This window comes from Pseudomonas sp. AU12215, assembly GCF_001675465.2.
In the GTDB taxonomy this organism is placed as follows: domain Bacteria; phylum Pseudomonadota; class Gammaproteobacteria; order Pseudomonadales; family Pseudomonadaceae; genus Pseudomonas; species Pseudomonas nitroreducens.
In genome coordinates, this window is the sequence record NZ_MACM02000031.1 from 16091 (window position 1) to 40162 (window position 24072).

Below are 24072 nucleotides of genomic sequence, written 5' to 3' on the forward strand. Positions count from 1 at the left end.
CTCCAGTGACTGATGCTCATTGGAAATCGGTGCTGCCCAGGAATGTCTGGCCGCGACGCTGACAGCAGGAGTAGGGGCGCCACAGCGCCCAGGCGTAGGCTTCGTCTTCGGCCTGAACTTGCGGACCGCCGTTGGGGAACACCGCGCACGTCGTCGACAGCGTCGGAGTCAGTTCCTGCCACTTGCCAGTGGTGGCGTCGCCCTCGAGGAGCTCGCCGGCGGGCCAGTAGCCTTCCTCTGGTGTGGCTCGGATAGGCATGTACAGATGAGGTTGGCCGTAGCGCGTGGTGACATCGCCTGCTCGCTGAGCGATTACCGCGCCGGCCTTGTGGTCGTCGCTCTGGTGTAGGAAGCCGCTGCGTGGATAGACACTGCCCCAGAGGTCCCCAGAAAGCATTCCGCCGACCTCACGCATCCCCGGAGTGAGCGATTCCGGATAGACCGACTCTGGAATGCCGTATCGCCAGGCAATCGTATCCAGCGTGCTGAGCATGTAGGGCATGAACGGAGTGGTTGCCCCCTTGCATGCGTATCCCGAGGCGCTGGCAAATCGGCTGAAGAGGGAGCCACCTGGGTGGCCGATGACATCTGCCTCCTTGAACTTGATGTTGTTGTTCTCGTTGTTGTGGTTCGTGGTGCCATCGTTACCGGCCTGCGCAGACGCATTGGGCGCGCCGAGCGAACTCATCTCCGTCCAGGGGTTGTCGCCAGTGTTGGCGTAAGCAGAGACCACGACGTCAGGGATGTAGTGACGGACCTTGGTGGAGGTTCTGACCTTACAGCCGTAGGGGGTGCAGAACAGCCAGTAGCAAATCCCAACGACTTTGTACTCGAGGCAGTCGGGAGATAGCGACGAGCTGATGATCGCTGCTGAGTTGATCGCGGCCGACGTGGAAAACGATGCACAGGCAGCGATTGCCGCAGCCAAGAGGCGAATAGGGGAGTTTTTCATCGCGTCTCCCTCGAGTGTTCGATGGCCTGCAGGGCTAGGGCAACATTCGGTTGGCCATACACGACGTATTTGCGGTCGACAACCACTGCAGGCAGCTTCTCGACTCCCACACTCCAGGCATCGGTGAGGCCTTGTTGGGCCTTGATCAGGTCCTGCTGAATACGTGCGCCTTCCGGGCCATTCAGAACTTTCTGCGCAGCTACTGCGGCCATCTGAGGGTTGGCCGGCAGCAGGTGGGAAAGCTGCTCCTCGAGGCGATGCTGTTCATCCAGCTGAATTAGCCGAATTCCGACGCCTGCAGGAAGGTTGACTGGATGCGCTGAGTCGGTGATGACCCAGGTTTCGGCGTGAGAGGTGGCAGAGGCGATCGCTCCGCAGAGCACCGCCACAGCGCGCCACAGGCCGGTCGAGTAGAAGTTGAACATGGTGCTGCACCTGGTAGTTGTTCAGGTGCAGGAGAACGGAACAGAGGGTGACTATGCAGCAGGAAATGAATATCGCGAGGGCGGGAATTTAATCCGTCGCCCTCGGACTCCCAGTAGTAGCTGAGCTCGCTCGTGCTGGCGAGGTTAAGCAGCGCTCTTTTGTTTGGTCGTTGCGGTTATAGCCAGCTCCCGAACGGCGTGGTCTAGGCTCCCGACGTAGCCAGGATACTTCTGCGAGGCTTGAAACGCTCTATAGGCTGCGAACCCGATTAACCCGGCCCCCGCGCCAACAACTAAAAAGTTGAGTACCACCCACCATCCTATGGCGGCGACTACAGCACCGAAGAATGCGAGCGGTTTGGCGTAGGTGTCGGGAGTAAGCCCCAGGCTTGCAGCCAGGTCTTCATTGCTAAGGACCCGTGTGGTGGTACCTGAACTGTGATTGACTACTGCTGCCACAAACAGTTGCTCGGCGTTCGGGCGGCAAGCGCCAATTACGCTGACTGTCTGACCGATACGAAGTGGCAGATTCGCTCCGGCAAGTTGGACAGGTACTTCATTACCTGCTTCATCCTTGATCCAGAACTCATGAATCTCGACGGTCCTTGAGCTGATTCGTGGAGGTGCTACATAGCCGCCGTTGGAGCCAACGTATCCGCCACCCCCATGAGAGCTGATCTGAGTCTCAGATCTCTTGTCAGTAGAGAGAACGACACCAGTACGGGTTTCCAGGTTGACTGTCGCGTTGCTGAAATTGAGCGTTTTCATCCAAGTTCCATCTAGGCCAGGTATTGCAATCTCAATACTATCAAAGAGCTAGTAGTGGCGGCTGCTGATCTACAAGGACGCTGCTGTGCTACCTGGTAAGGCTATCGACCGCGGAAAGCAGTGTTGTGCTGTCTGCCGGGCCTTCGAGCCTAACGGATCGTCCGGTTCTGTTGTCGGTGATCTCCAAGGTGGGGGTAGCTTGGATTCCTTTCTGTTGAGCATCGAAAAACTCCTGCTCTATATGCAGGGCGGTTTCGCTGCTGTTCGCACAGAGCTTCAATTTGGCCTTCGAATTCGCGCTGTCGAGTCCCAGTATCGCGAAGTCACTGGGAATCCCCTGTCCGTTGCTGCCGGTGCGCGCAAGTACCTGATCCACAGCGTTCCAGAAGGAGGCCGTACCGCCGAGTGTGCCTGCGCAATGCACGAGGCGAGCTTCGTGTACTGCTGCAACACCATGTATCTGCAGAGGAAAGTGATGCCATTTGAGGTTCACGTCAGGCTGCTGGCTCACCCAGCGTTTCAGCTGGGGTGTATAGGACCTGCAGTAGGGGCACTCTAGATCCGCATATTCGGTGATCGTCCACCTAGCTGTTGGAGATCCATACAGCCAGGGGCCGTTTGCTGCAGGTGATGACCAAGGCCACCAAACGCCGATGCCGGCGATCACAAGAAGTACCAACTGAATGCTGACTCGCGTAGGCATCGCTGCGGCTCGCCAAGAGCTGATGATGCCGTTCATTGCTCTGGCCCCGAAGGGGGCACTGATGGAATCAAGGACTGCCGGCGAAGAGCCTCGATCAACGCCTCCTGGGCTTTTTCCGGTAAGGGGTGCTGCTGCAGCCACTCGTCTAGGGCGGCCTGGATCTGGGGGCCGATGTCGCGACGATCGACTGCGCGCTCTTTGATCTGCTGCAGCTCATCGATGAGTACGGGAGCACACACCTCAAGCGTCTGCAGGGCTTCTTGCCCAGGATGTTTGAGCAACTGGGTCAGGTTTTCGATCAGGTTCTGGGTCAGGGAATTGAGAACTCTCATGCCTGGCGCTCCACGGCCTTCGCTGTTACAGAAAATGAAATGGGGTAGGGGGTGATGCCGCGCTTTCGATCAAGGTCGGCAGATACCTCCAGGGCCGCACCGAGCTCATCGCACCCGATAGCCTTCATGATGTCGTAGCGCTGCTTCTTTTCTTCCGGCTCGGTCATGGCAAGCGCGAGGTACAGGCTCGGAGGAACCACACGGAAGAGCAGTTCGATGCGCTTGGCCAGAACGACACCTTCGGTGAACTTGCCGTTCTCTTTCCGGGCCGACAGCATCATCGTCTTCTGGGCTGGCGTCAGCTCGCGGAACCGAGCGATCTTCTCGACTTCATCCGGCGGCATGTTCAGGCAGATCCACCACTCGATCATGTTGAGCAGGGCTGAGGCCTCGGGGGGGACGTCGTCGACGTTCTGGGTGGCCATCCAGAACCACGCCCCGAGTTTCCTCCACATCTTCGTAATTTTCACTGCGTAGGGCGACAGTAGCGGGACCTTCAACTGGATGTGGCCTTCGTCGGTGAAGAAGATCAGTGGGCGGCCCTTGAATTGGTCGCGCTCAGCGATGTTGTTCACCGTGTTGAGGAGGGAGATGTAGGAGATGGCCATCTGCGCCTGGTAACCCTCCCGAGCGTAGGTTGCCAGGTCGACGATGGTGATGTCGGCCTCGGGCCAGGGCGTTCCCTCGCGGTTGAACATTTCACCTTCCGTGCCCATGCAGAAGATCTGCATGGCCTCGGCCATTTCCATGAAGCGGTTTCGACGGCTCTCCGGGATGGATTCATCCGCAGCCATGGCTTTCAGGGCATCGCGCACATCTTCGGTCAAGACAACCCGGTTCGCCGTCGAGCATGTCGCCGCGGCGTCCAGGATGCACTGGCGGATCGCGCTGCGGTCCGCACGCGTCATCCTGGCGTCCTCGTTAGGCTCGCCGCCGGTGATCATCAGGCGGGCCGTGATTTCCAGTTCACCGAGGATGTCGCGCTGTTCATCTTCTGTACCGTCCAGAGCGCTGGCCAGGTGCGCGTCGGATGCTTCGAGGTCCTCCGGGTTTAACACCTTCGCCTTGTCGGGGCGTTCCACCAGTTGGATGGCATCGGCAAATGGGGCCAGGCTGACGCCAGAACCTGGAGCGAGGCGGACGCGGTTGACGGTCAAGCCCAGTCGCTTCGCAAACTCGCCCAGCAGGCCGAAGCTATTGCCCGCTTCCACGACAAACAGGCGCGGCCGGTAGACTGCCGTGATCTGGCAGAGGATGTTGGTGGCTGTGGCTGATTTACCGGCACCAGTCGGGCCGAACAGGAACAAGTGAGCGTTCATCTGCCGGTCGAGGCGGTTCAAGGGGTCGAAGGTGAGGGGCGCGCCGCCTCGGTTGAACAGCGTGATGCCGGGACGCCCAGTACCAGTGGAACGCCCCCAGATAGGGGCGAGGTTCGCGATGTGCTGGACGAACATCATCTGCACGTACCAGTCCATGGCTCGCGACTCGTTCGGGTCGAAATTGCAGGGTAGCCAGCGCAGGTAGCTGTTGAGCGGTGCGACTTCGTCCTGAGGCTGGACCGGTAGCATGCCGGCGCCCAGAAGGGCGTTGTTCAACTGGGTGGTCCGGGTCTCCAGTTGAGCCCTGTCGGCGCCGCGCAGGTAAAAGGCGACGCTGGCTCGATACATCTTGTGCTTACGCCCAAGGAGTTTTCGGGCCTCTTCAACGTCGGCGCGAGTGTGGGCGGAGGCTTGGGTGTCGCCTACGGCCTTCTTCGACAGCTGTTCCAGGTGCCCTTCCAGCAAGTCCTGTGGCGTGGCCACCATGGTGATGCAGAGGATCGTGTCCTCGGGCAGCCGGTCGAAAAGGGAGTTGAGTGCGTCAGCCTTCTTCGTCTCGCCGGTCAGGTGTCCGGTTTTCGGGGCATCGCGCAGGCGATCGAGCATGACCACTCGATGCGGCATGCCGTCGAATGACCAGAGCCCGGCTTCAATTTGGGACAAGGGTTCCCTGAAGAACAGGTTCTGGGCGAAGTCGGTCCCGCTGGCCAGTGGCAACTCGTCCTCGGGAAGATCATCTGGACGCTGGCAGACCAGCTCATAGAAGCGCCTGATGTCTGTGTCGCTGGTACCGAGATGATCGGGATGAGGGTTGAACCAGTGGATCAGCCATTGGCGGATGGCATGGCCATCCATACGTTTAGCGATCACGCCGGCGTTGGCCAGGGCTCCCTCCAGGCGGTCGCAGATAACAGCCAGGTAGGGGCCGGGAGCCTGGCCGCGCACGACGCTATCCTGTTTGGCGACCCGCCGATACACGACCAGGCGAACCCTACGATTTTGGCCGCGCCAAGGCAGTTTGCTGACGGCCGTATCCTCGAACAGTCCTCCGGGCTTGGAGATCGATTCCAGGTGCCGTTTGAACAGCGACCTATACAGCTCGGTGAATTCGCTGCCAGCTGCACTGGGCTTGATGTAGGACCGCAGGGTTTCCTGGTACTCGTCCCAGCTCGTTTCGTCCTGGGCGTATAGCTGCAGTACCCAAGGCGAGCTTTCCAGCTCTTCGAAACAGTCCTGCAGGGCGTTTTCCAGAGCATCACGCGCCGAGCGCAGCCACGCAGAGTCGCGGCCCTCGGTGCCGATCGGGGTTAGCTCGAAGAAGGCTGCCTGTGAGCGGCCGTCCTCGAGGAGCATCGCTTTCTCGGCCGACAGAAACTCCACCCACGGCAGCAGGTCCACAAAGGATGGAGCCACATCGTACATGCGGGCTACGTCAGCATCGGTGGCTGGTTTTTCCTTCGGATTGCGCCAGTCGTTTGGGAGCGGAATGCCGAGGTTGGCAAGGCGCTCCAGATGGCGTTCGGTCGCTGCTTCAATTTCACCTGGGTCAGCAGGTGCTGGCTGCGGGTCTTGCTCTTGGGTCGAGAGATACTCGTCGGAGTGATTGTCGAGTTCGACAACGGGCTCGACCGTCTCTGCCCGGGCTCGTCCACGGAGACGTTCAAAAAGGCCCATCAATATTCCTCCGTTCTTTCGCCAGGCATCGCGTACTGCACCCTTTGGTAAAGCGGGAAGACCGTGGTGTAACCGGGGACCGGTGCTGGATCAGATCCTGCGAGGTGTGGGAACACGTACATGACCAGGTCAGGGTTCGGCAGACGTTTGAACTGGCTGTAGATCTCGTTCTGCGCAGTGCGGGTGAACTCGTCATTGTCGTTCGTGGCTGCTGCCTGCCTTACGTCGATTGGGCGGCGGAGCTCCTGCCGCGCATCCAGCAGCAATCTGCTGCTGGAGCTGCCGCTGCTCCCGGTTGTCCCCTGCTGCCATACATCCATCATGCTGGTATCACCATGGGGGAGCAGCTCGTCCTTGTTGGTTGAGCAGCCACTGCAGAGCATGGCCAGCGCAAGCCAGGCGGTAACGGCTGCCCGGCGCTCAGTCAAGATTTGCGGAAACATGCGAAGCTCCAGCGGTGTAGTCGACCTTGCGGCCCTTGATCTCGTAGTCGATCGCCAGTTGCTGATCGAGATGGACGGACACCTTCGCCCCGGGCGGAACGTAGACAGCGGCGAACGCCTCCCCGTACAGCTTGTTCATCCAGGACCGGATATCGCTCACCCCCCCCGACAGGATGCTGCCGATGGCGGAGTTCCCTGAGGTGCCGGTGGTACCGAACGATGTGCCGTTGCTGCTGAACACCGCGGAACTGCTGCTGTCGTCCGCTTTCAGCAGTTTGGCGACGCCGGCGCCGGCGGCAGTGACCAGCGATTGGTTGGTCAGGTATTCCTTGGCGTTGGAGCGGCGATCGCCGGAGATGCAGGGGATGCCATAAGGGTCGCTGATCCAGCCAAGGCCGCCCTGGATGGACTGCTGACCATTTCCACTGCTGGCCTGGTTGTTGTTCTGGGTGCCGTTCGCCTCCTCGGCCGGAGCGGGGAAGGTCCGCACTGTCCCATCGTTGAATACGAAGGTGAGGCTGCGGATCTGACCGCGCACGCAAGACAGCGTCCAATCGCCGGAAGCAGTACCGGTGGCCACCGCGCCGGCGACGTCGGGCAGCTCGATGCCATTGGCGGTCAGGTTGTCCGGGCCGATCAGTACCTTGAACGGGTATGGATCGTTCACGGTACCGTCGATCGGAACCCTGCCGATCAGCGCAGACATGGCCACCGATCCCATCAGCGTTGAGTTTTGAGGCAGCGTGTACGTCTTCCGGACCTGCTTACGGGCGTCTTGCGGCGATATTTCGCCACCAACGCTGTGAGCGCTGTTGTTGAGGATGTTCTGTCCTCGGTCGGCAGCCTGGCCGAAGCTCGACGGGAAGCTGAAGCTACTGGCGGATTGTCCTGAGCCAGTGGTGAGCGGCTTGCCGCTGGCATCCAAAGCCGTAGCATCCTGGGGTTCAATCCAAACCATGTCCTGTTTGGAGCTGGCGTTGTGCTGGAATGCTTGGCCATCGCCTGGCTGGACGCCGAAGCCGATCGGCAGGTCGCTGCCTGTAGAGTTGGCACTTTCCATTCCAGACTCGCGCTTGGAAAGGGTATCCATCTGCTTCTGCAGCTTGTCGAGGATGCCTTGGCTCTGTTCCTGGGAGTGCTGTTGCAGTTGCTGTTGGGCGGCGTTGAGGCGTTGATCCACGGTCTGGTTGATGTTGCCCAGGCGGGCCTGCAGCTCCTCGTTCTGTCGTTTGAGCTCGCCGTTATCCTTCAGGGCTTGTGTCATCTGGTCCTTCAGCTGCCGACTTTCCGCGACAACTGTACGAAGGGTGTCACTGGGCGTGTCGCCGTCGACACCCAGCGCCTTGGCCTGGCCAGAGCCGATCTTGGGCTTTTCCTCGGGCGTGGCGTCATCGCCTTTGTGTTTGGTAAGGCTCGTGAGTATCACGATGACGAATATGCCGAAGGGGACGGCCAGCCACTTCAGGAGGGGATTACCTTTCAGAGTTGCTGCCACGCTGGCCTCCTTTCGGATCTACCTGGCTGATGGATGCAGGCAACAACGACTCGCGGAGCCCCTTGCCCTGGGTGACCAGGTAGACGGTTGTGGTGTCCGTCGCGTTGCCCCGCGCACCGAGGTAGGGGTGTTGGAAGGTGGCCGCAACGAAGTTGCCCATCAGGTCGCGAGGATCCAGCTTGAGCTGTTGCGAGCTGGTGTTGCGCAGCTTGACTGCGGTCACGTAGAAGCCATCCAGCTTCCAGGCGCCCAGCGCACTTGCTTCCAGCGGCTGTACCGGCAGCAGTGTGCTCAGGTCAATTCGCCGATCGATGCGCACCTGGGCAATACCCGCAACAGGTTCAACAGTACGCAGCGGGGCATACAGCATTTGGGCCGCGTACCGGGTGAGCACTACTGGGGAGGGGGTTTCATGCTGCGGCGCCGGGGGCGCATCCTCTTCTGGCTGCCCAGTAGTAGTGGTCGCTGCTGTGCTTTGGGGTTTGGTGTTGGGCGATTGGCCATAACGGGTTGGCGTCGTATCTCCAGCGACAATCTTCACAGGCTCCAGTGCAGGTTGACCGTCCTGTGCCGCGGTGGCCGCGATGTCCACCAGCACGATTTCGCCGTTGGCGACGTTCTGCAGCTGCAGGCGAGAGGGAGCGATGGTCTCGTTGGCGAGCAGGTAGATGGCGCCGCCCGTACTCTGCACTCGAAGCTTCCCGACCAGCTCAGGTTTCATACCCACCCGCACGTTTTGGTCGACGAACACGATCCGCTCCTGGCCGACACGCAGGGGCACCGCGAGGGGGATGCGCTCCCATTGCAGTATCTCGACCGCCTGCGCATTGGCAGCAATTAAGAAGGACAGGGCACCGCCCCAGCGAAGCATGATCTTCATTGCTGGCCACCTGGTCCGGTAATGTCGTTGTCAACCTCGATCCGCACCGGATTGCTGGTGTAGCAGTCCCACTGCAGGCCGAAGGGGTTGCGTTCGGGGTCAAGGTCCGCACGAACGATATGGAGGGGATAGCGCGATAGCGCGCGCTTTACGCGCTCTCCCCCGTAGTGCTCATCGGCTGCAATGTCGAGGTTCACGGTCCAATCGTTAATGGTCTGGACGATGGTGTGCTGCTCATTTTTGTCATCTACACCGCGACCAGGGATTTCAAAGACACCGCGCTCGCGCTTGCGAAGTTCGCCCGCGTTGCGACGTAGCTCGAAGTCTTTCTGCAGGTAGGTCTTACAACCGGGAGTAAGGTAGGCATCCAGTCGGTCGATGTTGGCCTGGTAGTCCACTTCGCCATCACTCGGCCAGCGGTTCATCTGCTGGAAGATGTACAAGGCAAAGCTGTAGACGCTCTCCGGCGGTACATCCCACCACTTACGAGTGCTACCCGAGCGCAGATCCGGAGGGACGTGCACGGTCAGGTCCTTCGGTGCTTTCCACCACCCGTATGCGAGTGCCAGGCACACGATGGTCATGAATCCCAGGGCCAGGCGCAGGCTCAGGATGTGCGCCTGCTGGGCGTCCACCTTCTTGCGAAAACTCATGGTTACTCCGTGCGGTGACAGGTCCACGCGCCGGAGCGCGTGATCAGCCCGCTGTCACCCCAGAATGGGGCGTATTGGGCAATGTAGAGTTGCACCTGGCGGTAGAACCAGGTGTCGGGTCGGTTGCGCTTCATCTTCCGCAGGATGCGGCTTGCGACGGTCAGCCCCAACACCCCGCCTGCTAGGGCACCAGCGATGATCAGTGCCAAGTTGCCGGACAGAATCGCGACAGGGATTCCCAAGGCAAAGCCGACCGCACCGCTGAGGAAGACGGTGCCCCACATCTCATCGGCAGTCAGACCGCCCATGATCACGGGCTGTCTGTTGAGATTGGTGGGAAGGAACTTGAGGGTCCCGTCGTCAAGGTGTTGGTCGTCGGCCATGGTTGCAAACCTTCCTCAGAGGATGCCGGTCGCTTTTGTGACCATGAAGATGCCGACACAGATGATGCCGATGCCCACAACGGCGGTAGCGCCCAGATCCCGCCACTTTTTCTTACCGTCGTGAATGTCGTGGTAGACGCCATAGGCGTGCCAGGAGACGCCTAGGATCATCGCACCGAGAATGATCAGGCCCAGCAGCATGAACCCGTCGTAGCCATAGTTCTGGATGGTCTGCAGCCAGTTCGAACCTTCCCCCCGACTGGGGGCTTGGGCCTGCGGAAGGGCCGCGTTGGCGAGCCCGGGCAAACTCAGCAGGATCATGCTGAGGGTGAGTGCACGGGAATAGGGCAGCTTGGACATTGGTGTACTCCGTGAGTTAGCTGAGGACAAAGAAGGTGAGAATCATGAGAAGCAAGATCAGGCGGATGGCCGATGATCCGGCTATTGAGCGGTCGAGGTTCTTGGTCGCCCAGCCGCGCCAGATGCTGTAGGCCGCCCAAGCGCCCCACAGCATCGCCAGTGCGACCAGTGCTCCGACGAACAGGGTTGTTGTTGCCTGGGGTGTGAAGCCGCTGGCGGCTTTAAATGCCGCGGACTGCGAGGCGCTCATGCTCATGGCATACGGCCTTCCGTCAGGGTGTAGTTGCCGGTGAGTTCGGCCGGATCTCGGGGCTGGGCGCGACTGGGGGTGAGGTAGTCCTGCAGGCCCTGGCGAATACGCTGGATATCGCTTGCCAGGCGCTCGTAGTCGAAGTAGTAGCGCTGCCCAGGCTCATCGGCGACATGCGCGCTGCGCCTGGACGAGTCCTCGAGGGCATTCAGCTGGCGTATCATGACCTCGATGTTTGCCTGCTCGGACGCACTGGCGGCGTCCGCCAGCTGCGGGAAGCAGATCCACCCGATGATGGCGATGAGCCCGTACTGGGCGATTCGGCTGAGAGATGCGGAGGAAGGGCGGCGAAGGTTCACGGCTACGCTCTGACAAGTCGGTTGATGCCAGCTTGCCGGCACCAACCCCTTGCTCGCCGCAAGAAATAGTTACTGGGTTCGCGCGGATTTTCTCGAGCCCGTCACGACTGCGTTTCGCGTTTGAAAAACAGCAGGTAGCCCACCGGCATAGCGAAGCCATATGCCCATCCCTGGGCGTTCTGGTTACCGATTCTTGTCTCGCCGCGGCAAATAGACTGCACGCTCACCAATTCCCAGCCGTCAGTCCCCTGCGGCCCGAGGAGCGCCTGGAATGTGTCGTGCTGCAATAGCTGGACAAGGTCGGGCTCGAGCGTGACCTCGGTCGATTTGAACAGCACTCCGCTTGTTTGGGTCTTGAAAGGAATGGAGACCTGCTCGATGCGGTGCTCAAAGCGCTTAGAATTCATGATGTGCTCCAGCTGGAATAAAGGCTCCAGATATCGGGCTCCGGTGGCCGGAAGCACAATCAGAAATACTCAGCAGCACCTGCATGGATTTTCGGGCCGGAGCTCAGGCCCTCTGTTGATGGGCTTCTGGAGCAAAGCTTCGACGTCTTGCTCCATAATCGCCAGGACTAAGCTGATGATGGCGAGGAGCCGCGTGACGCGGGTCGCCAGCACATAGAGCAGGTTGTGCTCGTTGTCGCGCCGCCAATTCCAAGGAGCTGTTGTAGCGAAGGTAAAGAATGCGGAGCGCAGGGTGATGGTGCGCATAGCCAACTGCGTGATTGCACTGACTTGCCCCCAACTTCACTCATCCTGACCAAACATTTGCATTTGTGCTGACCACCGTTTTGCCCGACTTGACCAGCCACACCGAATTAACGACCAGCTGCAATCGACCCCTAGCAGACGTTTTCCCCATTAAAACAGCCCAGTCGGCACGCCTGCCGTCTGGGCTGATTTTCAGAGTTGTTTCTTCCGAATACTCACAATTTTCGGGGACTCCCTTCATAGCGGAAGTCGAAATCCACCTAGTCGCTGATCTGCAGCCCTTTCGTTTGTTCCTCGGTCACCTTGGAGCCCATCGTCATTGGCGCCCACTTCAGAGCATCAACGATAACCGTGAGCGAGAGTGATGGTGAAATGGTCGGCGTTGATCGTTTTGATTGTGCCCTCCGCCCTTGCTGCGGGAGAAGCATGTTTATTCTGAGCTACCGTCATTCCGGACATATCCGCGGCCAAGGCCGGATAGGAAAGGATGAGCAGCAAGGCACCTGCGGTAATTTAAGGTGGCTTTCATTGGGTTTCTCCGGAACGGTGTTGCGAAAGTGATGCTGTTTGGCGACGTCGCATTAGCCAATAGGCTGCGGGGATGACGAACAATGAGAGGAGTGGAGCTGTGACCATGCCGCCAACCATGGGAACAGCAATTCGGCTCATTACTTCGCTACCAGTTCCGCTGCTCCAGAGAATCGGCAGCAGGCCGGCGACGATTACAGCAACGGTCATTGCCTTAGGACGAACTCGCTGTACTGCACCCTCCCGGATGGCGGTAAGCAGTGCAGCGGAGTCTCCGGGGCCTTGGCGTTCCGCCCAGGCATTCTTCAGGTAGATCAGCATAATCACTCCGAACTCGGCCGCGACTCCCGCAAGCGCGATGAAGCCAACACCCGTTGCCACTGACAGATTGAAGCCCATTAGATAGAGCAACCACACTCCGCCTGTAAGAGCGAAAGGCAACGTGGCCATTATCAGAATCGCTTCATCGAAGCGTCCGAAAGTCAGATAGAGCAGCACAAAAATGATGGCAAGAGTCGCGGGCACCACCAGTTTGAGCCGAGCATTAGCGCGCTCGAGATATTCGAACTGACCCGAATAGCTTAAGCTCATTCCAGGCGCGAGCTGTACGTTGCGCTCCACTGCCTGACGTAAATCCCCCACTACCGACGCCAAGTCACGACCACGAACATCCACGTAGACCCAGCCGGAGAGTCGGGCATTCTCGCTCTTGAGCATCGGCGGCCCGTCGATAATGCTCACTCGCGCCACACTGCCCAACGTGATCTGGCCGCCTTGAGAGGTATAGATCGGTAGTTGCTGCAGCGCACTTAATGAGTCTCGCCATTCACGCGGGTATCTCACATTGATCGGATAACGTGCTAATCCCTCCACCGTTTCACCGATGTTCTGGCCGCCTATTGCGCTACTGACAATAGCCTGCACATCGGCGATGTTCATACCGTAGCGGGCTGCAGCTTGTCGGTCGATGTCGACATCAATGTATCGGCCGCCTGTCAAGCGCTCGGCGAGTGCGGAGCTTACCCCAGGTACTCCCTTGGCCACTCGCTCCACCGCCTGTGTGGCGCGGTCGATTTCGGCCAAGTCTGTGCCGGCGACCTTCACCCCTATAGGGCTCTTGATGCCAGTGGCGAGCATATCGATACGGTTACGGATGGGCGGAATCCAGATATTGGTCAGGCCAGGTACCTTTACTGCGCGGTCCAGCTCCTCCACAAGTTTCTCGCTAGTAACTCCCGGTCGCCATTCTTCTTTGGGTTTAAAACGGATGGTGGTTTCAAACATTTCCAGGGGAGCTGGATCCGTGGCTGATTCGGCGCGTCCCGCTTTACCGAAAACAGTTGCCACTTCTGGAACACTCATTATCAGGCGATCTGTGCTTTGCAGCAGCTCCGAGGCTTTCTGGGCGGACAGGCCAGGCAGAGCTGAAGGCATATACAGCAGATCGCCCTCATCCAGCGGCGGCAAGAACTCGCCACCCAAATGGGACAGAGGCCAAATCCCGGTGAGGAAAATCACAACCGCAGCTGCTAGCGTTGCGCGCGGGCGTCGCAGTACTGCATCCAGTGCAGGCTGGTAGATGCGGATTAACCATCGATTCAGTGGATTGCGCTGTTCTGATGGCAGATGGCCGCGAATCCAATACCCCATCAGCACCGGTACCAAAGTTACTGAGAGCCCGGCGGCACCTGCCATCGCATAGGTTTTGGTGAATGCCAACGGACCAAATAGGCGCCCCTCCTGTGCCTCCAGAGTGAACACGGGTATGAAGGACAAAGTGATGATCAGTAAACTGAAGAACAGAGCCGGTCCCACCTCGACTGCCGCCTCGGTCATAACGCGCCAGTGTTGCTCGCCCACTAGCGGCGTACCTGGATGCTTCTCGTGCCAAGCCTCGACGCGCTTATGCGCGTTCTCAATCATGACTACCGCCGCGTCGACCATGGCGCCAATGGCAATCGCGATGCCACCCAGGGACATAATGTTGGCATTGATCCCCTGGTGGCGCATGACGATCAACGCAATAAGTACCCCAACGGGTAGCGAAACAATGGCCACCAGCGATGAGCGCAAATGCCATAGGAACGCTGCACAGACCACCGCGACCACTATGAATTCCTCAATGAGTTTGCTACTGAGGTGGATCACTGCTCGGTCGATCAAATTACTGCGATCGTAAGTCGTTACGATTTCCACGCCTTTGGGCAAGCTTTCTTTCAACGAGTCGAGTTTTTCCTTCACTCGCGCGATGGCTTCGCGTGCGTTCTTACCGCTGCGCAAAACGATCACTCCTCCCACGGCCTCGCCTTCGCCATCCAACTCTCCGATCCCGCGGCGCATTTCCGGGCCAAGCTGGATAGTGGCGACGTCACCGAGGGTTACCGGACTGCCGTTGGCAGCTAGGCGCAGTGGGATTGCGCGGAAGTCAGCAAGACTTTTTAGATAGCCCGAGGCGCGCACCATGAACTCGGCCTCGCCGAGTTCCAACACGCCACCACCGGTTTCCTGGTTGGCCTTGCCCACCGCTTCAATTACTTCGTTCTGAGTTATACCCAGGCTAGCCAGTCGCACCGGGTCCAGTACTACTTGATACTGACGGACCATTCCTCCTACGGTCGCTACTTCGGCAACATCCGGCACCGTTTTCAGTTCGTATTTGAGGAACCAGTCTTGCAGGCTTCTCAACTGGGCTAAGTCATGCTGGCCGGTCCGGTCCACTAAGGCGTACTGATAAATCCAGCCCACACCGGTCGCATCTGGGCCCAGAGCAGTCTTCGCGGTTTGCGGCAGCCGCGATTGCACTTGATTCAAGTACTCCAGCACTCGTGAGCGCGCCCAATAGAGGTCTGTGCCATCTTCGAATAACACATAGACGAAGCTGTCGCCAAAGGAGGAAAAACCGCGTACGGTCTTTGCGCCGGGCACTGACAACATCGTGGTAGCCAGTGGGTAGGTAACCTGGTTTTCGACGATTTGTGGTGCCTGTCCCGGATAGCTGGTGCGGATGATTACCTGCACGTCGGAAAGATCAGGAAGTGCATCGATCGGCGTACTGCGTAGAGACCAGATGCCCCAAGCGACGATGAAGAGAGTGGCTAGCAGTACCAGGAAGCGATTAGCCACCGACCAGCGGATTAATTTCGCGATCATGGCTGCGCCCCCAGCTTGCTAACCTGCTCGATCACCAAGCCGGCATCACTCTCACTGATTTCGAAGCTGAGGCGGTCCCCCACCTTAACTCCATCAGCCAGCTCGGGTCGGGCGAGGGCGTAAAGCATGCTCATTGCTGGCATACCCAGGGTGCTAATTGGACCGTGGCTGATCGTGAGTCCTTGTTCGCTAACCGCCACTACTCGGCCCTCCGCTTTATGGCGGGCGGGAACAGCCTTGGCCAGTGAGCTGTGCTGGGCCGTCCGCGCCTCGATACCTTTTAGACTGGCTTCCGAGTCAATGAGGAACTGTCCGGAGGCGACTACCCTTTGTCCTTCCTCCAAACCATGCAGAACCGCAATGAGACCGTCGCTCTCCTGGCCAAGACTAACCTCAACAGGGCGGAACTTACCTTCACTCTCGGCGAGCATTACCAAATTGCGCTTGCCGGTACGTACTACCGCTTCGCTGGGGATCTGTAGAACGTCGGACTGCCCGGCGAGGTCAAGACTGACCTCTACAGTCATCCCAGGACGCAATTGTCCGTCAGGATTGGGCAGTTCGATGCGTAGGCGTAGGGTGCGACTCTGCTGATCGTTTTCTGGAAGGATGCTAGCTAAGGTGCCAGTTACAGGGCGATCTGGAAGCGCAGGCAGGCGAGCATCAACTGTCTGGCCGACCTTTAGCCCGCCGGCCTGGGTTTCGGGGACCGCAGCTTCGAGCCAAACCTGGCGCAGGCCATTGATTCTCGCTAGGGGAGCGCCGGCAGGAAGGGACATCCCAGTGCGCACGTTAAGTTCTCGGATGACTCCTGCTATCGGCGAACTCAATGTAATTACCGGGCGTGTCTGTCCGCTTCGTGCAATCTGCGCCACGAGTCTCTCTGGCATGCCAGCCAACAGCAGGCGTTGCCGTGCAGCCGAAATTAATGTCGGCTCTGCGGAGTTCCGAACAGCGATATATTCCTCCTGCAGGCCGGCCCATTCCGGTACTAGAACATCAGCGATTGGTGCGCCTGCTTTCACTAGATCGCCTGGAGCTAAATTGTAGGTTCGTTCGACGAAGCCGCTGGCACGCGACTGCAGCAGGGCGACATCGCGGTCATTAAAGGTGAGCAGGCCGGTGACCTTTAACGCGCGGTCGAGCCTGCCGCGGCTGACCGTAGCCAGACGCATGCCTAGGTTCTGCTGGATTCCCGATTCAATGCGCACTGCCTCGACATTCTCTCCCTCAGCCCCTTCGTCAGCGTATTTAGGTATTAGTTGCATATCCATGAACGGTGATTTGCCTGGAGCATCGAAATGCTGCTGCGGTGACATTGGGTCGTACCAATAAAGCGGTTTACGTTCTGTAGATGCAGGTGGTGCTGGTGGGGTATGGCTTTGCCGCTTTAGTGCGAGCCAGTAGCCACCTGCGCCGCCGGCGGATAGAACGAAAGCAAGCAAGACTAGAATCTTCCAAGAGAACCGAATCATTTCGGCGCCTCCTCATAAGTGAAATACAGACGCGCCGCTATCAAAGCTAAGGAGCCTTGGAGGTCAAGTAGCCGGAGTCGGGCCTCGACCAGTTGCTGGCGAGCGCCTATCACGTCGTCAAGCTGGAGCTTTCCGGCGCGGTAACTAGCCGTAGCTAGTTGCACTTTCTCTATGGCTAGAGGGACTAAGTTGCTGTTGCTACGCTCAACCGCGCGCTGCAGCCTCCGGTATTCCGCGAGGTCATCTTCGAGCGCTTGCTGGTATTCGCGGGTCAGTGCCTCGCGTTCCGCCTCCAATTGCCTCACTTGCGCGCGTCGCGCCGCAATCTTCGGATCCTGGCGAGATGCCGTGAATAGCGGTAGGTCGAAGCTCACCTGTAGCGTCATCATGTCGCCGAAGTCGCGACCGCGGCGCTGGTAGTCCACCTCCCAGCTCCAGTCCGGCTGCTTTTCGGAGACTGCTTCTCGAACCAAGGCTTCCGCCTCGCGAGTTGCAGGACCATACGCGGCTAGTTCCGGATGCTGGTGCAACGCCTGAAGCGAATGCGAGGCGTCTATAGACCACCTCGGGAAATCTCCCGTCAGTGTTGCTGGCGCCTCTTGACCGATCCAGCGTTTGAGCGCTGCTCGTGCTTGGACTGCCTGTCGCAGTAGGTCGTCTTTTTGCTCATCCAGCACAGCAGCTTCTTGGCGAGGGGCAACCGTATCGACTGTGTTTGCGCTTCCACCTGCCAAGCGTGCGCGGACAGTTTTGTCCAGCAGACGGTTCTCGCGATAGAACTCGTCAAACAAGGCCAGCTTGCGTTGCAGCGTGTATGCCGCAATCCAAGCTTGTGCGGAAGCATTGCGAACCTTTAATCGTTCGACGTCGGCTTCGGCATTCGCGCGTTCTACGGCGGCCTGAGCGGTCTCAATGCGAGCCTCACGCTTGTCGCGGTTTGGGACTTCTTGCATCAGGCCAACCATCTGCATAGACATACCATCGCGCTGAGTGGTCCAGCGATCATCCCCTTCAATCGGAATGTTCTGGAGGCCCAAGTTCAACTTAGGGTCGGGTAACTCCCCTGCGGGGATGGCTGCGTTTTTCGCAGCCGAAATTTTTTCGCTCTGCGCTAGGAGTGATGGGGCATTACGTTCGGCTAGCATTAAAGCGTCGTCCAGCGAGAGCGACGCCCCTTGGGCGGAAAAGCTGGACAGCAAGGCGAGCAATATCCAGCTCATATGAAGTCGGATGGATTTCATAACGTGGATTCCTCTGGAAAACCAACGCATAGGCGTGAACCACCCGGACGCAGCAAGAGCCCGGGCGAGATTTAGGTTAGAAGAGGAATTAGGCGCAGGGAGGTCGCCAGAGGTCGGACGGAACTCGTCCAAAGATGGAATCAATATAAGGGAAGGGGGGCTGCATCGCAGCAGGAGCTATGGGAGCCTTCAAGACGTCAATCTGGAGTATAGCCCCGCTCTTGCATTCTTGACCGCTTTTGCATTCCTTCTTACCGTGCTGGGTTAGCTTGCTCATTTCTTGGCAACAATCATTGTTGACCCTCGCCATCTGCCCATGGCCCGCACTTTTCATCGGGCAAGGAGCAGTCGGCGCCTCAATGCCCGCTATTCCAGTAAGAGGAAGCGTACAACTGAGGAACAAAATTATGAGCAATCGAAGGCGGCGGATCATAGCGGACAGTCTATGGGGCTCTTTTACAGGCAGCAATCTAATCCTAAGCATTGAGGCTTTTTGTTGCGTTTGCATTGAAAGGCGGCTTAAGGCTGATGGCGAGCACTAACAACCATTCGTTCCGACCCCTCGCCGAGACTCAAGCTGTCATCTAGACTGTCATGAAACTGGCAGGTTTGATTGATCAGGGTCAACTGTGACGGAATGGTCAGCGGTATTCTCTGAAATGTATCCCTAAGGACTGAGCAAATGACTTGGTTCCGTGACCATCAAGATTCTCTGTTACGCATAGCAGTAATGCTGTGGGTGCTGGCGTTCGGGGTTGCGGCAAGTCATGGCTGTTTGTCTTTTTCTGAGAACCATGCTGTGCCATCCCCTTCGGATGTCACTGTAGGTATGCAAGGCAAGACGTATCAACTGCACTCAAGTGCCTGCCTGGAGTTCTGTAACGACAGCGCATCAGCGCTCCATCTGGCATCGTGGTATATTCACTTCGACCAGACTCTCTGGGTGCTCCTGCTCACACTCCCCGTCCTTTTCCTGTCTTCCGTTATCCCTCCGCGCTTTGGCGCACTCGCCTTGCACCTGCCTGCGCCGCCTCGGCCGCCGGCACGCCTGAGCTTCGTCCGCTTCAACGATTAACTCGACTTTCGTGCACCCGGACCACCGGGCGCACAGTCTTGCTGCGCCTGCACTACCAGGCGTGGTTGCGCTTCATTTCACCCGTTGAAACACTTGGAGATCGCCATGCACATCACCCTCAAAACGCTTGTCGCCGCACTACTGATTGGCAGCCCGCTGCTTGCCGTGGCTGTCGATGAACATCACCCCGATCAGGCTCCGGCGAAAGCCGAGAGCAAAGCTGCGCCGGCTCAGGGCCAGGAAAAGGCCATGGCCGCACAGATGCAAAAGATGCAGGCCATTCACGACAGGCTCGCTGCCGCCAAGACCCCGGAGGAGCGTCAGGCGGCTATGCATGATGGCATGCAAGCGATGAAGGAAGGCCTGGGCATGATGCAGAGCGGCTGTGCCGGCAAGGGCATGGGCCAGCACATGAAGATGATGGATTCGAAGATGATGGGAATGATGATGCAAATGATGGATCAGCAGGCCGGCATGATGGGCTCGCAGTCGGACATGAAGGGCATGCCCATGCAGCACTCCATGGACCAGCCGGCCCAGAAGCCAGCCCAGTAATCACATGGCGCAGCTCCAGTCTTGGTCTGTAGTGCGGAAGCATCCCCAGGCCAAGACGGAGCCCCCCACTTTCGCCCTGGAGAATACTTATGAACGCTTCGCCTTCATCCCATCAGCCTCCGCCGTCCTTTTGGCGCAGTAAGCCCGGTATTGCCCTGGGTATGTTGCTGGTGATTGCCTTGTTCTACCTGGCGCGAGAGCACTACGGTCATATCTCGCTGCTGTTGCCGTACGCAATCCTGTTGCTGTGCCCGCTGATGCACCTGTTCGGCCATCACCACGGCGGCCACGGCCATCATGGCGGAACGGACAATGCCCCCAAGGACGACGATAGAGGCTGACTCATGCACAGTCATGAACACACGCATCCATTACCCGGAAACGAAACCTCCTCCGCTGAAGTGAAGGACCCTGTCTGCGGGATGATGGTTAAAACAGACAGTCCCCATCAACTGCAGTACGCCGGGAAGGTCTACCGGTTCTGCAGCGAAAAGTGCCTGTCAAAGTTCAAGGCGGCACCGGAAAACTATAGTGCCGCTGTGCGGGAAGAGACGACCGACCTCCCGACGGGAGCAAGTGACACCTGGTACACCTGCCCAATGCATCCCGAGATACGTCAGCTCGGTCCAGGCTCCTGCCCAAAGTGCGGCATGACCCTGGAGCCGGTGCTGCCGGAACTGGAGCAGGAAGAGAACCCTGAGCTCCGGGACTTCTCCCGGCGCTTCTGGTGGACCTTACCCCTGACCATCGTGGTCACCATTCTGGCCATGGGGGGGCATGCCTTGAACCTGTTCCACGGCGCCACGCAGAACTGGGTCGAGCTGGTGATCGCCAGCCCGGTGGTGCTCTGGGCGGGCTGGCCGTTCTACGTGCGCGGAGTGCGCTCGGTGCTACAGCGCAGCCCCAACATGTGGACGTTGATCGGCCTGGGGACTTCCGCCGCCTATCTCTACAGCCTCGTAGCCACCCTGGCGCCGACGGTCTTCCCTGCGAACTTCATGATGGAGGGCCGCATTGGCGTCTACTTCGAGGCGGCGGCCGTCATCATCTCGCTCACCCTGCTGGGGCAGATACTCGAACTCAAGGCCCGCTCGCAGACCTCGGCGGCCATCAAGTCGTTACTTGGCCTAGCACCGAAGACAGCCCGGCGGATCAATGCCGATGGCAGCGAAGAGGACATCCCGCAGAGCCATGTGCACCCGGGCGATAGGTTGCGCGTCCGCCCCGGAGAGAAGGTCCCGGTCGATGGCCTGGTCGTACAGGGCGAAAGCGCCGTCGATGAATCCATGCTGACTGGCGAACCTCTGCCGGTGCTGAAGCAAGTGGGCGACACGCTCATCGGGGCAACCTTGAACACCCACGGCAGCCTGGTGATGCAGGCGCAAAAGGTCGGATCGGAAACCATGCTTGCGCAGATCGTGCAGATGGTTGTGCAGGCGCAACGCTCGAAGGCGCCGATGCAGCGCCTGGCTGACGTCATTGCCGGCTACTTCGTGATGGTCGTCATCGCCATCGCGGCCCTGACCCTGATTGGTTGGGGAGTCTGGGGGCCACAGCCCAGTTGGGTGTTTGGTCTGATCAACGCTGTGGCGGTGCTGATCATCGCCTGCCCCTGCGCCCTCGGCCTGGCGACCCCGATGTCTGTAATGGTCGCTACGGGCAAGGCTGCTGGCAGTGGGGTACTGTTCCGCGATGCGGCGGCCATCGAGAACCTGCGCAAGATTGATACGCTGATCGTCGATAAAACCGGCACCCTCACTGAAGGGCGCCCGGTATTCCAGAGCGTCGAAGCAGCATCCGGCTTTAGTGCTGAAGAGGTTCTGCGGCTGGCCGCCAGCCTTGACCAAGGCAGTGAGCATCCACTGGCGCATGCTATTGTCGATCAGGCCAGGGTGCAGGGGCTGGCGTTGAGCGAAACGGATGAGTTCGAGAGCGCCTCGGGGATTGGAGTGCGCGGCCAGGTCGATGGGCGGCGCCTGCTGTTGGGCAACACTGCCTTGCTGGCCGATGCGGGCGTGTCCAGCGAGGCCCTGCAAGCACGTGCCGAAAAACTGCGTAGCGAAGGCGCAAGTATCATGTACCTGGCGGTGGACGGTACCTTGGCCGGCCTGTTGGCGGTAGCTGACCCTATCAAGCCGACCTCCCGGCAGGCCGTGCAATACCTCCAGGACGCCGGCGTCAGGGTCATCATGGCCACTGGCGACGGTCCGACCACGGCGCGTGCAGTGGCCCGCCAATTGGGTATTGAAGAAGTGCACGGCGAGGTCAAGCCACAGGACAAGGAGCACCTCACCGCTAGCCTCCAGGCGGCTGGGCATCGTGTGGCGATGGCCGGAGACGGCATCAACGATGCGCCTGCCCTGGCGCGTGCCGATGTTGGTATTGCGATGGGGACCGGTACCGACGTCGCGATGAACAGTGCCCAGGTCACCCTGGTCAAAGGTGACCTGCTTGGTATTCTCCGCGCCCGCAACCTATCCATGGCGACGGTGCGCAACATGCACCAGAACCTGGCCTTCGCCTTCGCTTACAACGCCATGGGCATACCCCTCGCCGCCGGATTGTTCTACCCCCTGACGGGGCATCTGCTGTCCCCAATTATTGCTGCATTGGCCATGAGCGTAAGTTCGGCATCGGTCGTCTTCAACGCCGTGCGCCTGCGTAAGGCATCGCTCGATGGCTAGTTTCGGAAAGCTTGACCTTGCCCCCATGGCAAGGTCGAGGATAGCTCCACGTTCCGGACAGGTTCAGCCAGTGTTCCGGGCGATAAGGCTGATTATTGAGGAGTCACCACGATGAAAAATTTTGATCTGCACGTTGAAGGCATGAGCTGCGCTTCGTGCGTCCGCCACGTGAATGCTGCATTGGCGCCGGTCACTGGTGTTGCCGAGGTTTCGGTCGACCTCGCGGCGGGACGGGTGCGCGTCAATGGGGACGCCGATGTCCAGGCGCTGATGGCCGCGCTGCAGGATGCCGGTTATCCGGCCAAGCTCGATGCTCCGCACCAGGCCCCGGAGGGTGGCAAGGCGCGCGGCTGCGGCGGCAGTTCCTGCTGCTGTCACTAAGAGGGGGAGCATCATGCGCAAGGCACTTCGCTTGACGGCGCTGGCCGGACTGTTCATGGCCTCCATCGCCCAGGCCGCCACAACCATCGACGTATACCGCGACCCCAACTGCGGTTGCTGCAAGAGCTGGATCAAGTACCTGGAGGCCAATGGCTTCAGCGTGAACGACCACGTCGAGCCGAATATGAGTGCGGTCAAGCAGCGCGTAGGCGTTGCTCCGCGTCTGTCCTCCTGCCACACCGCAGTGATCGGTGGAAAATTCGTCGAAGGGCATGTTCCGGTGGCACAGATCCACGAGCTGGAGAAGCGTCCGGAACTGCTTGGGATCGCGGCTCCAGGCATGCCCGTCGGTTCGCCTGGCATGGAAATGGGGCAGACCAAGCAGGCTTACAAAATCATTGGGCTTACCCGTGACGGCACCGACGAGGTTGTCGCCGACTATCCGTCAACCCAATAACCGTGTGGACTTTCCCGCCGGGGGCTTTCAATTAGCGTGTCTTGAGCTCAACAAGACGCGCCGCTAGCCCGGACATCGCACCTTCAAGGGCGATGTGGAAATTCCAGATGGAATGCTGTCACTCCGTCTGATGAGGTGCACCAGATGCGGCCATGGTGCGCCTCGACAATTGAACGTGAGATCGCGAGGCCAAGGCCTGCGTTATGCGATTCCCCCTCTCGACGTGCAGGGTCGGCACGATAGAAGCGATCGAAGAGCTTCTTGAGGTGCTCGGAAGGAATTGTCTCTCCAGGATTGACGACCGAGAGAGTCACGGTATTGGCGTTACTCTCAATGAGCACATCGATTGTTGCGCCCGCAGGGGTGTAACGGACAGCATTCGATAGCAGGTTGGAAACGGCTCGATGCAGCATCAGGCTATCGCCCTGAATAGAAGACGAACCACTGAGGCGAAGCTCAATGCTGCGTTCCTCTGCAAGCAGGCTGTAGTATTCGAAGAGCCTCTGCACAATCTCCTCAAGATTGATCTTGGTCGAGCCAGGAGTGATAAGGCCATTATCAGATTTTGCCAAGAAGAGCATATCGTCAATCATTCTCGACATATGATGCAAACTATCAAGATTGGAGTAGAGGTTTTCCTCATAAACATCAATGCTGCGCTTTTTTCCGAGGATCACCTCGGTGTGCGTGAGTAGTGTTGTAATAGGCGTGCGGAGCTCATGGGCGGCGGCCGCAAAAACTGAGTGCAACACCCGACCATTTCGGTAAGGTGTTGCCCCATGTCCTATCACGAACTCAGCGCCACAGAGCGCGTCAC

General features: G+C 59.1%; 26 protein-coding genes. 6 read left to right on the forward strand and 20 right to left on the reverse strand.

Features of this window, described 5'->3' with window-relative positions:
* Positions 1 to 16 precede the first annotated feature (16 nt).
* The 19 genes from A9513_RS08820 to A9513_RS08905 all read right to left on the reverse strand — a co-directional run bounded on the left by A9513_RS08820 (position 17) and on the right by A9513_RS08905 (position 18103).
* A complete protein-coding gene (locus tag A9513_RS08820) occupies positions 17 to 952 on the reverse strand; it encodes a TIGR03756 family integrating conjugative element protein (RefSeq protein ID WP_043273878.1) in 936 nt (311 codons plus the stop codon).
* Complete coding sequence (locus A9513_RS08825) at positions 949 to 1377, reverse strand: TIGR03757 family integrating conjugative element protein (protein WP_051879419.1); 429 nt, start codon at positions 1375 to 1377, stop codon at positions 949 to 951. Before A9513_RS08825 ends, A9513_RS08820 begins: the two co-directional genes overlap by 4 nt.
* 144 nt (positions 1378 to 1521) lie before the next feature.
* On the reverse strand, positions 1522 to 2145 hold the full coding sequence (locus A9513_RS35420; RefSeq protein WP_141678359.1) for a hypothetical protein: 624 nt from the start codon (positions 2143 to 2145) through the stop codon (positions 1522 to 1524).
* Positions 2146 to 2233: 88 nt separating this feature from the next.
* Positions 2234 to 2884: a DsbA family protein gene (locus tag A9513_RS08830; protein ID WP_043273879.1), complete on the reverse strand. Its 651-nt coding sequence runs from the start codon at positions 2882 to 2884 to the stop codon at positions 2234 to 2236.
* Entirely contained in the window at positions 2881 to 3180 is a 300-nt protein-coding gene (locus A9513_RS08835) for a hypothetical protein (protein WP_043273880.1), read from the reverse strand. Before A9513_RS08835 ends, A9513_RS08830 begins: the two co-directional genes overlap by 4 nt.
* On the reverse strand, positions 3177 to 6173 hold the full coding sequence (locus A9513_RS08840; protein ID WP_043273881.1) for a conjugative transfer ATPase: 2997 nt from the start codon (positions 6171 to 6173) through the stop codon (positions 3177 to 3179). Before A9513_RS08840 ends, A9513_RS08835 begins: the two co-directional genes overlap by 4 nt.
* On the reverse strand, positions 6173 to 6616 hold the full coding sequence (locus A9513_RS08845) for a TIGR03751 family conjugal transfer lipoprotein (RefSeq protein WP_043273882.1): 444 nt from the start codon (positions 6614 to 6616) through the stop codon (positions 6173 to 6175). The genes A9513_RS08840 and A9513_RS08845 overlap by 1 nt, the downstream gene beginning before the upstream one ends.
* Entirely contained in the window at positions 6594 to 8099 is a 1506-nt protein-coding gene (locus A9513_RS08850; protein WP_043274005.1) for a TIGR03752 family integrating conjugative element protein, read from the reverse strand. Before A9513_RS08850 ends, A9513_RS08845 begins: the two co-directional genes overlap by 23 nt.
* Positions 8089 to 8991, reverse strand: coding sequence for a TIGR03749 family integrating conjugative element protein (locus A9513_RS08855; RefSeq protein WP_043273883.1), 903 nt, complete (start codon positions 8989 to 8991; stop codon positions 8089 to 8091). The genes A9513_RS08850 and A9513_RS08855 overlap by 11 nt, the downstream gene beginning before the upstream one ends.
* A complete protein-coding gene (locus tag A9513_RS08860) occupies positions 8988 to 9644 on the reverse strand; it encodes a PFL_4703 family integrating conjugative element protein (protein ID WP_043273884.1) in 657 nt (218 codons plus the stop codon). Before A9513_RS08860 ends, A9513_RS08855 begins: the two co-directional genes overlap by 4 nt.
* Before the next feature lie 2 nt (positions 9645 to 9646).
* Positions 9647 to 10027 (reverse strand): TIGR03750 family conjugal transfer protein, encoded by a 381-nt coding sequence (locus tag A9513_RS08865; RefSeq protein ID WP_043273885.1) that lies wholly within the window; start codon positions 10025 to 10027, stop codon positions 9647 to 9649.
* A gap of 15 nt (positions 10028 to 10042) precedes the next feature.
* Complete coding sequence (locus tag A9513_RS08870) at positions 10043 to 10387, reverse strand: TIGR03745 family integrating conjugative element membrane protein (protein ID WP_051879421.1); 345 nt, start codon at positions 10385 to 10387, stop codon at positions 10043 to 10045.
* A gap of 16 nt (positions 10388 to 10403) precedes the next feature.
* On the reverse strand, positions 10404 to 10643 hold the full coding sequence (locus A9513_RS08875; protein WP_043273886.1) for a TIGR03758 family integrating conjugative element protein: 240 nt from the start codon (positions 10641 to 10643) through the stop codon (positions 10404 to 10406).
* Positions 10640 to 10957, reverse strand: coding sequence for an RAQPRD family integrative conjugative element protein (locus A9513_RS08880; RefSeq protein WP_236175971.1), 318 nt, complete (start codon positions 10955 to 10957; stop codon positions 10640 to 10642). The genes A9513_RS08875 and A9513_RS08880 overlap by 4 nt, the downstream gene beginning before the upstream one ends.
* A gap of 140 nt (positions 10958 to 11097) precedes the next feature.
* Positions 11098 to 11403: a hypothetical protein gene (locus A9513_RS08885; protein ID WP_043273888.1), complete on the reverse strand. Its 306-nt coding sequence runs from the start codon at positions 11401 to 11403 to the stop codon at positions 11098 to 11100.
* A gap of 69 nt (positions 11404 to 11472) precedes the next feature.
* Positions 11473 to 11709, reverse strand: coding sequence for a hypothetical protein (locus A9513_RS08890; RefSeq protein WP_043273889.1), 237 nt, complete (start codon positions 11707 to 11709; stop codon positions 11473 to 11475).
* A gap of 525 nt (positions 11710 to 12234) precedes the next feature.
* Entirely contained in the window at positions 12235 to 15387 is a 3153-nt protein-coding gene (locus A9513_RS08895) for an efflux RND transporter permease subunit (protein WP_043273891.1), read from the reverse strand.
* Entirely contained in the window at positions 15384 to 16862 is a 1479-nt protein-coding gene (locus A9513_RS08900; RefSeq protein WP_043273893.1) for an efflux RND transporter periplasmic adaptor subunit, read from the reverse strand. The genes A9513_RS08895 and A9513_RS08900 overlap by 4 nt, the downstream gene beginning before the upstream one ends.
* Positions 16859 to 18103 carry a TolC family protein gene (locus A9513_RS08905; protein WP_043273895.1) on the reverse strand — a complete coding sequence of 415 codons (1245 nt, stop codon included), beginning with the start codon at positions 18101 to 18103 and terminating at the stop codon, positions 16859 to 16861. Before A9513_RS08905 ends, A9513_RS08900 begins: the two co-directional genes overlap by 4 nt.
* Positions 18104 to 18785: 682 nt before the next feature.
* On the opposite strand from A9513_RS08905, the gene A9513_RS34735 reads away from it, so the two are divergent.
* The 6 genes from A9513_RS34735 (at position 18786) to A9513_RS08930 (ending at position 23255) form a co-directional block, all read left to right on the forward strand.
* A complete protein-coding gene (locus A9513_RS34735) occupies positions 18786 to 19178 on the forward strand; it encodes a hypothetical protein (protein ID WP_141678361.1) in 393 nt (130 codons plus the stop codon).
* Between the two features lie 105 nt (positions 19179 to 19283).
* Positions 19284 to 19733: a hypothetical protein gene (locus A9513_RS08910; protein ID WP_043273896.1), complete on the forward strand. Its 450-nt coding sequence runs from the start codon at positions 19284 to 19286 to the stop codon at positions 19731 to 19733.
* A gap of 89 nt (positions 19734 to 19822) precedes the next feature.
* Entirely contained in the window at positions 19823 to 20074 is a 252-nt protein-coding gene (locus A9513_RS08915) for a DUF2933 domain-containing protein (protein WP_043273897.1), read from the forward strand.
* A gap of 3 nt (positions 20075 to 20077) precedes the next feature.
* Complete coding sequence (locus A9513_RS08920; protein ID WP_141678362.1) at positions 20078 to 22417, forward strand: heavy metal translocating P-type ATPase; 2340 nt, start codon at positions 20078 to 20080, stop codon at positions 22415 to 22417.
* A gap of 111 nt (positions 22418 to 22528) precedes the next feature.
* Positions 22529 to 22798 (forward strand): heavy-metal-associated domain-containing protein, encoded by a 270-nt coding sequence (locus A9513_RS08925; protein WP_065084501.1) that lies wholly within the window; start codon positions 22529 to 22531, stop codon positions 22796 to 22798.
* Positions 22799 to 22811: 13 nt separating this feature from the next.
* Positions 22812 to 23255: a DUF411 domain-containing protein gene (locus A9513_RS08930; RefSeq protein ID WP_043273901.1), complete on the forward strand. Its 444-nt coding sequence runs from the start codon at positions 22812 to 22814 to the stop codon at positions 23253 to 23255.
* Positions 23256 to 23338: 83 nt separating this feature from the next.
* On the opposite strand, the gene A9513_RS08935 is transcribed toward A9513_RS08930, so the two are convergent.
* Positions 23339 to 24072: ATP-binding protein (locus tag A9513_RS08935; RefSeq protein ID WP_255302833.1), on the reverse strand; the 734-nt coding region annotated here is incomplete at its 5' end.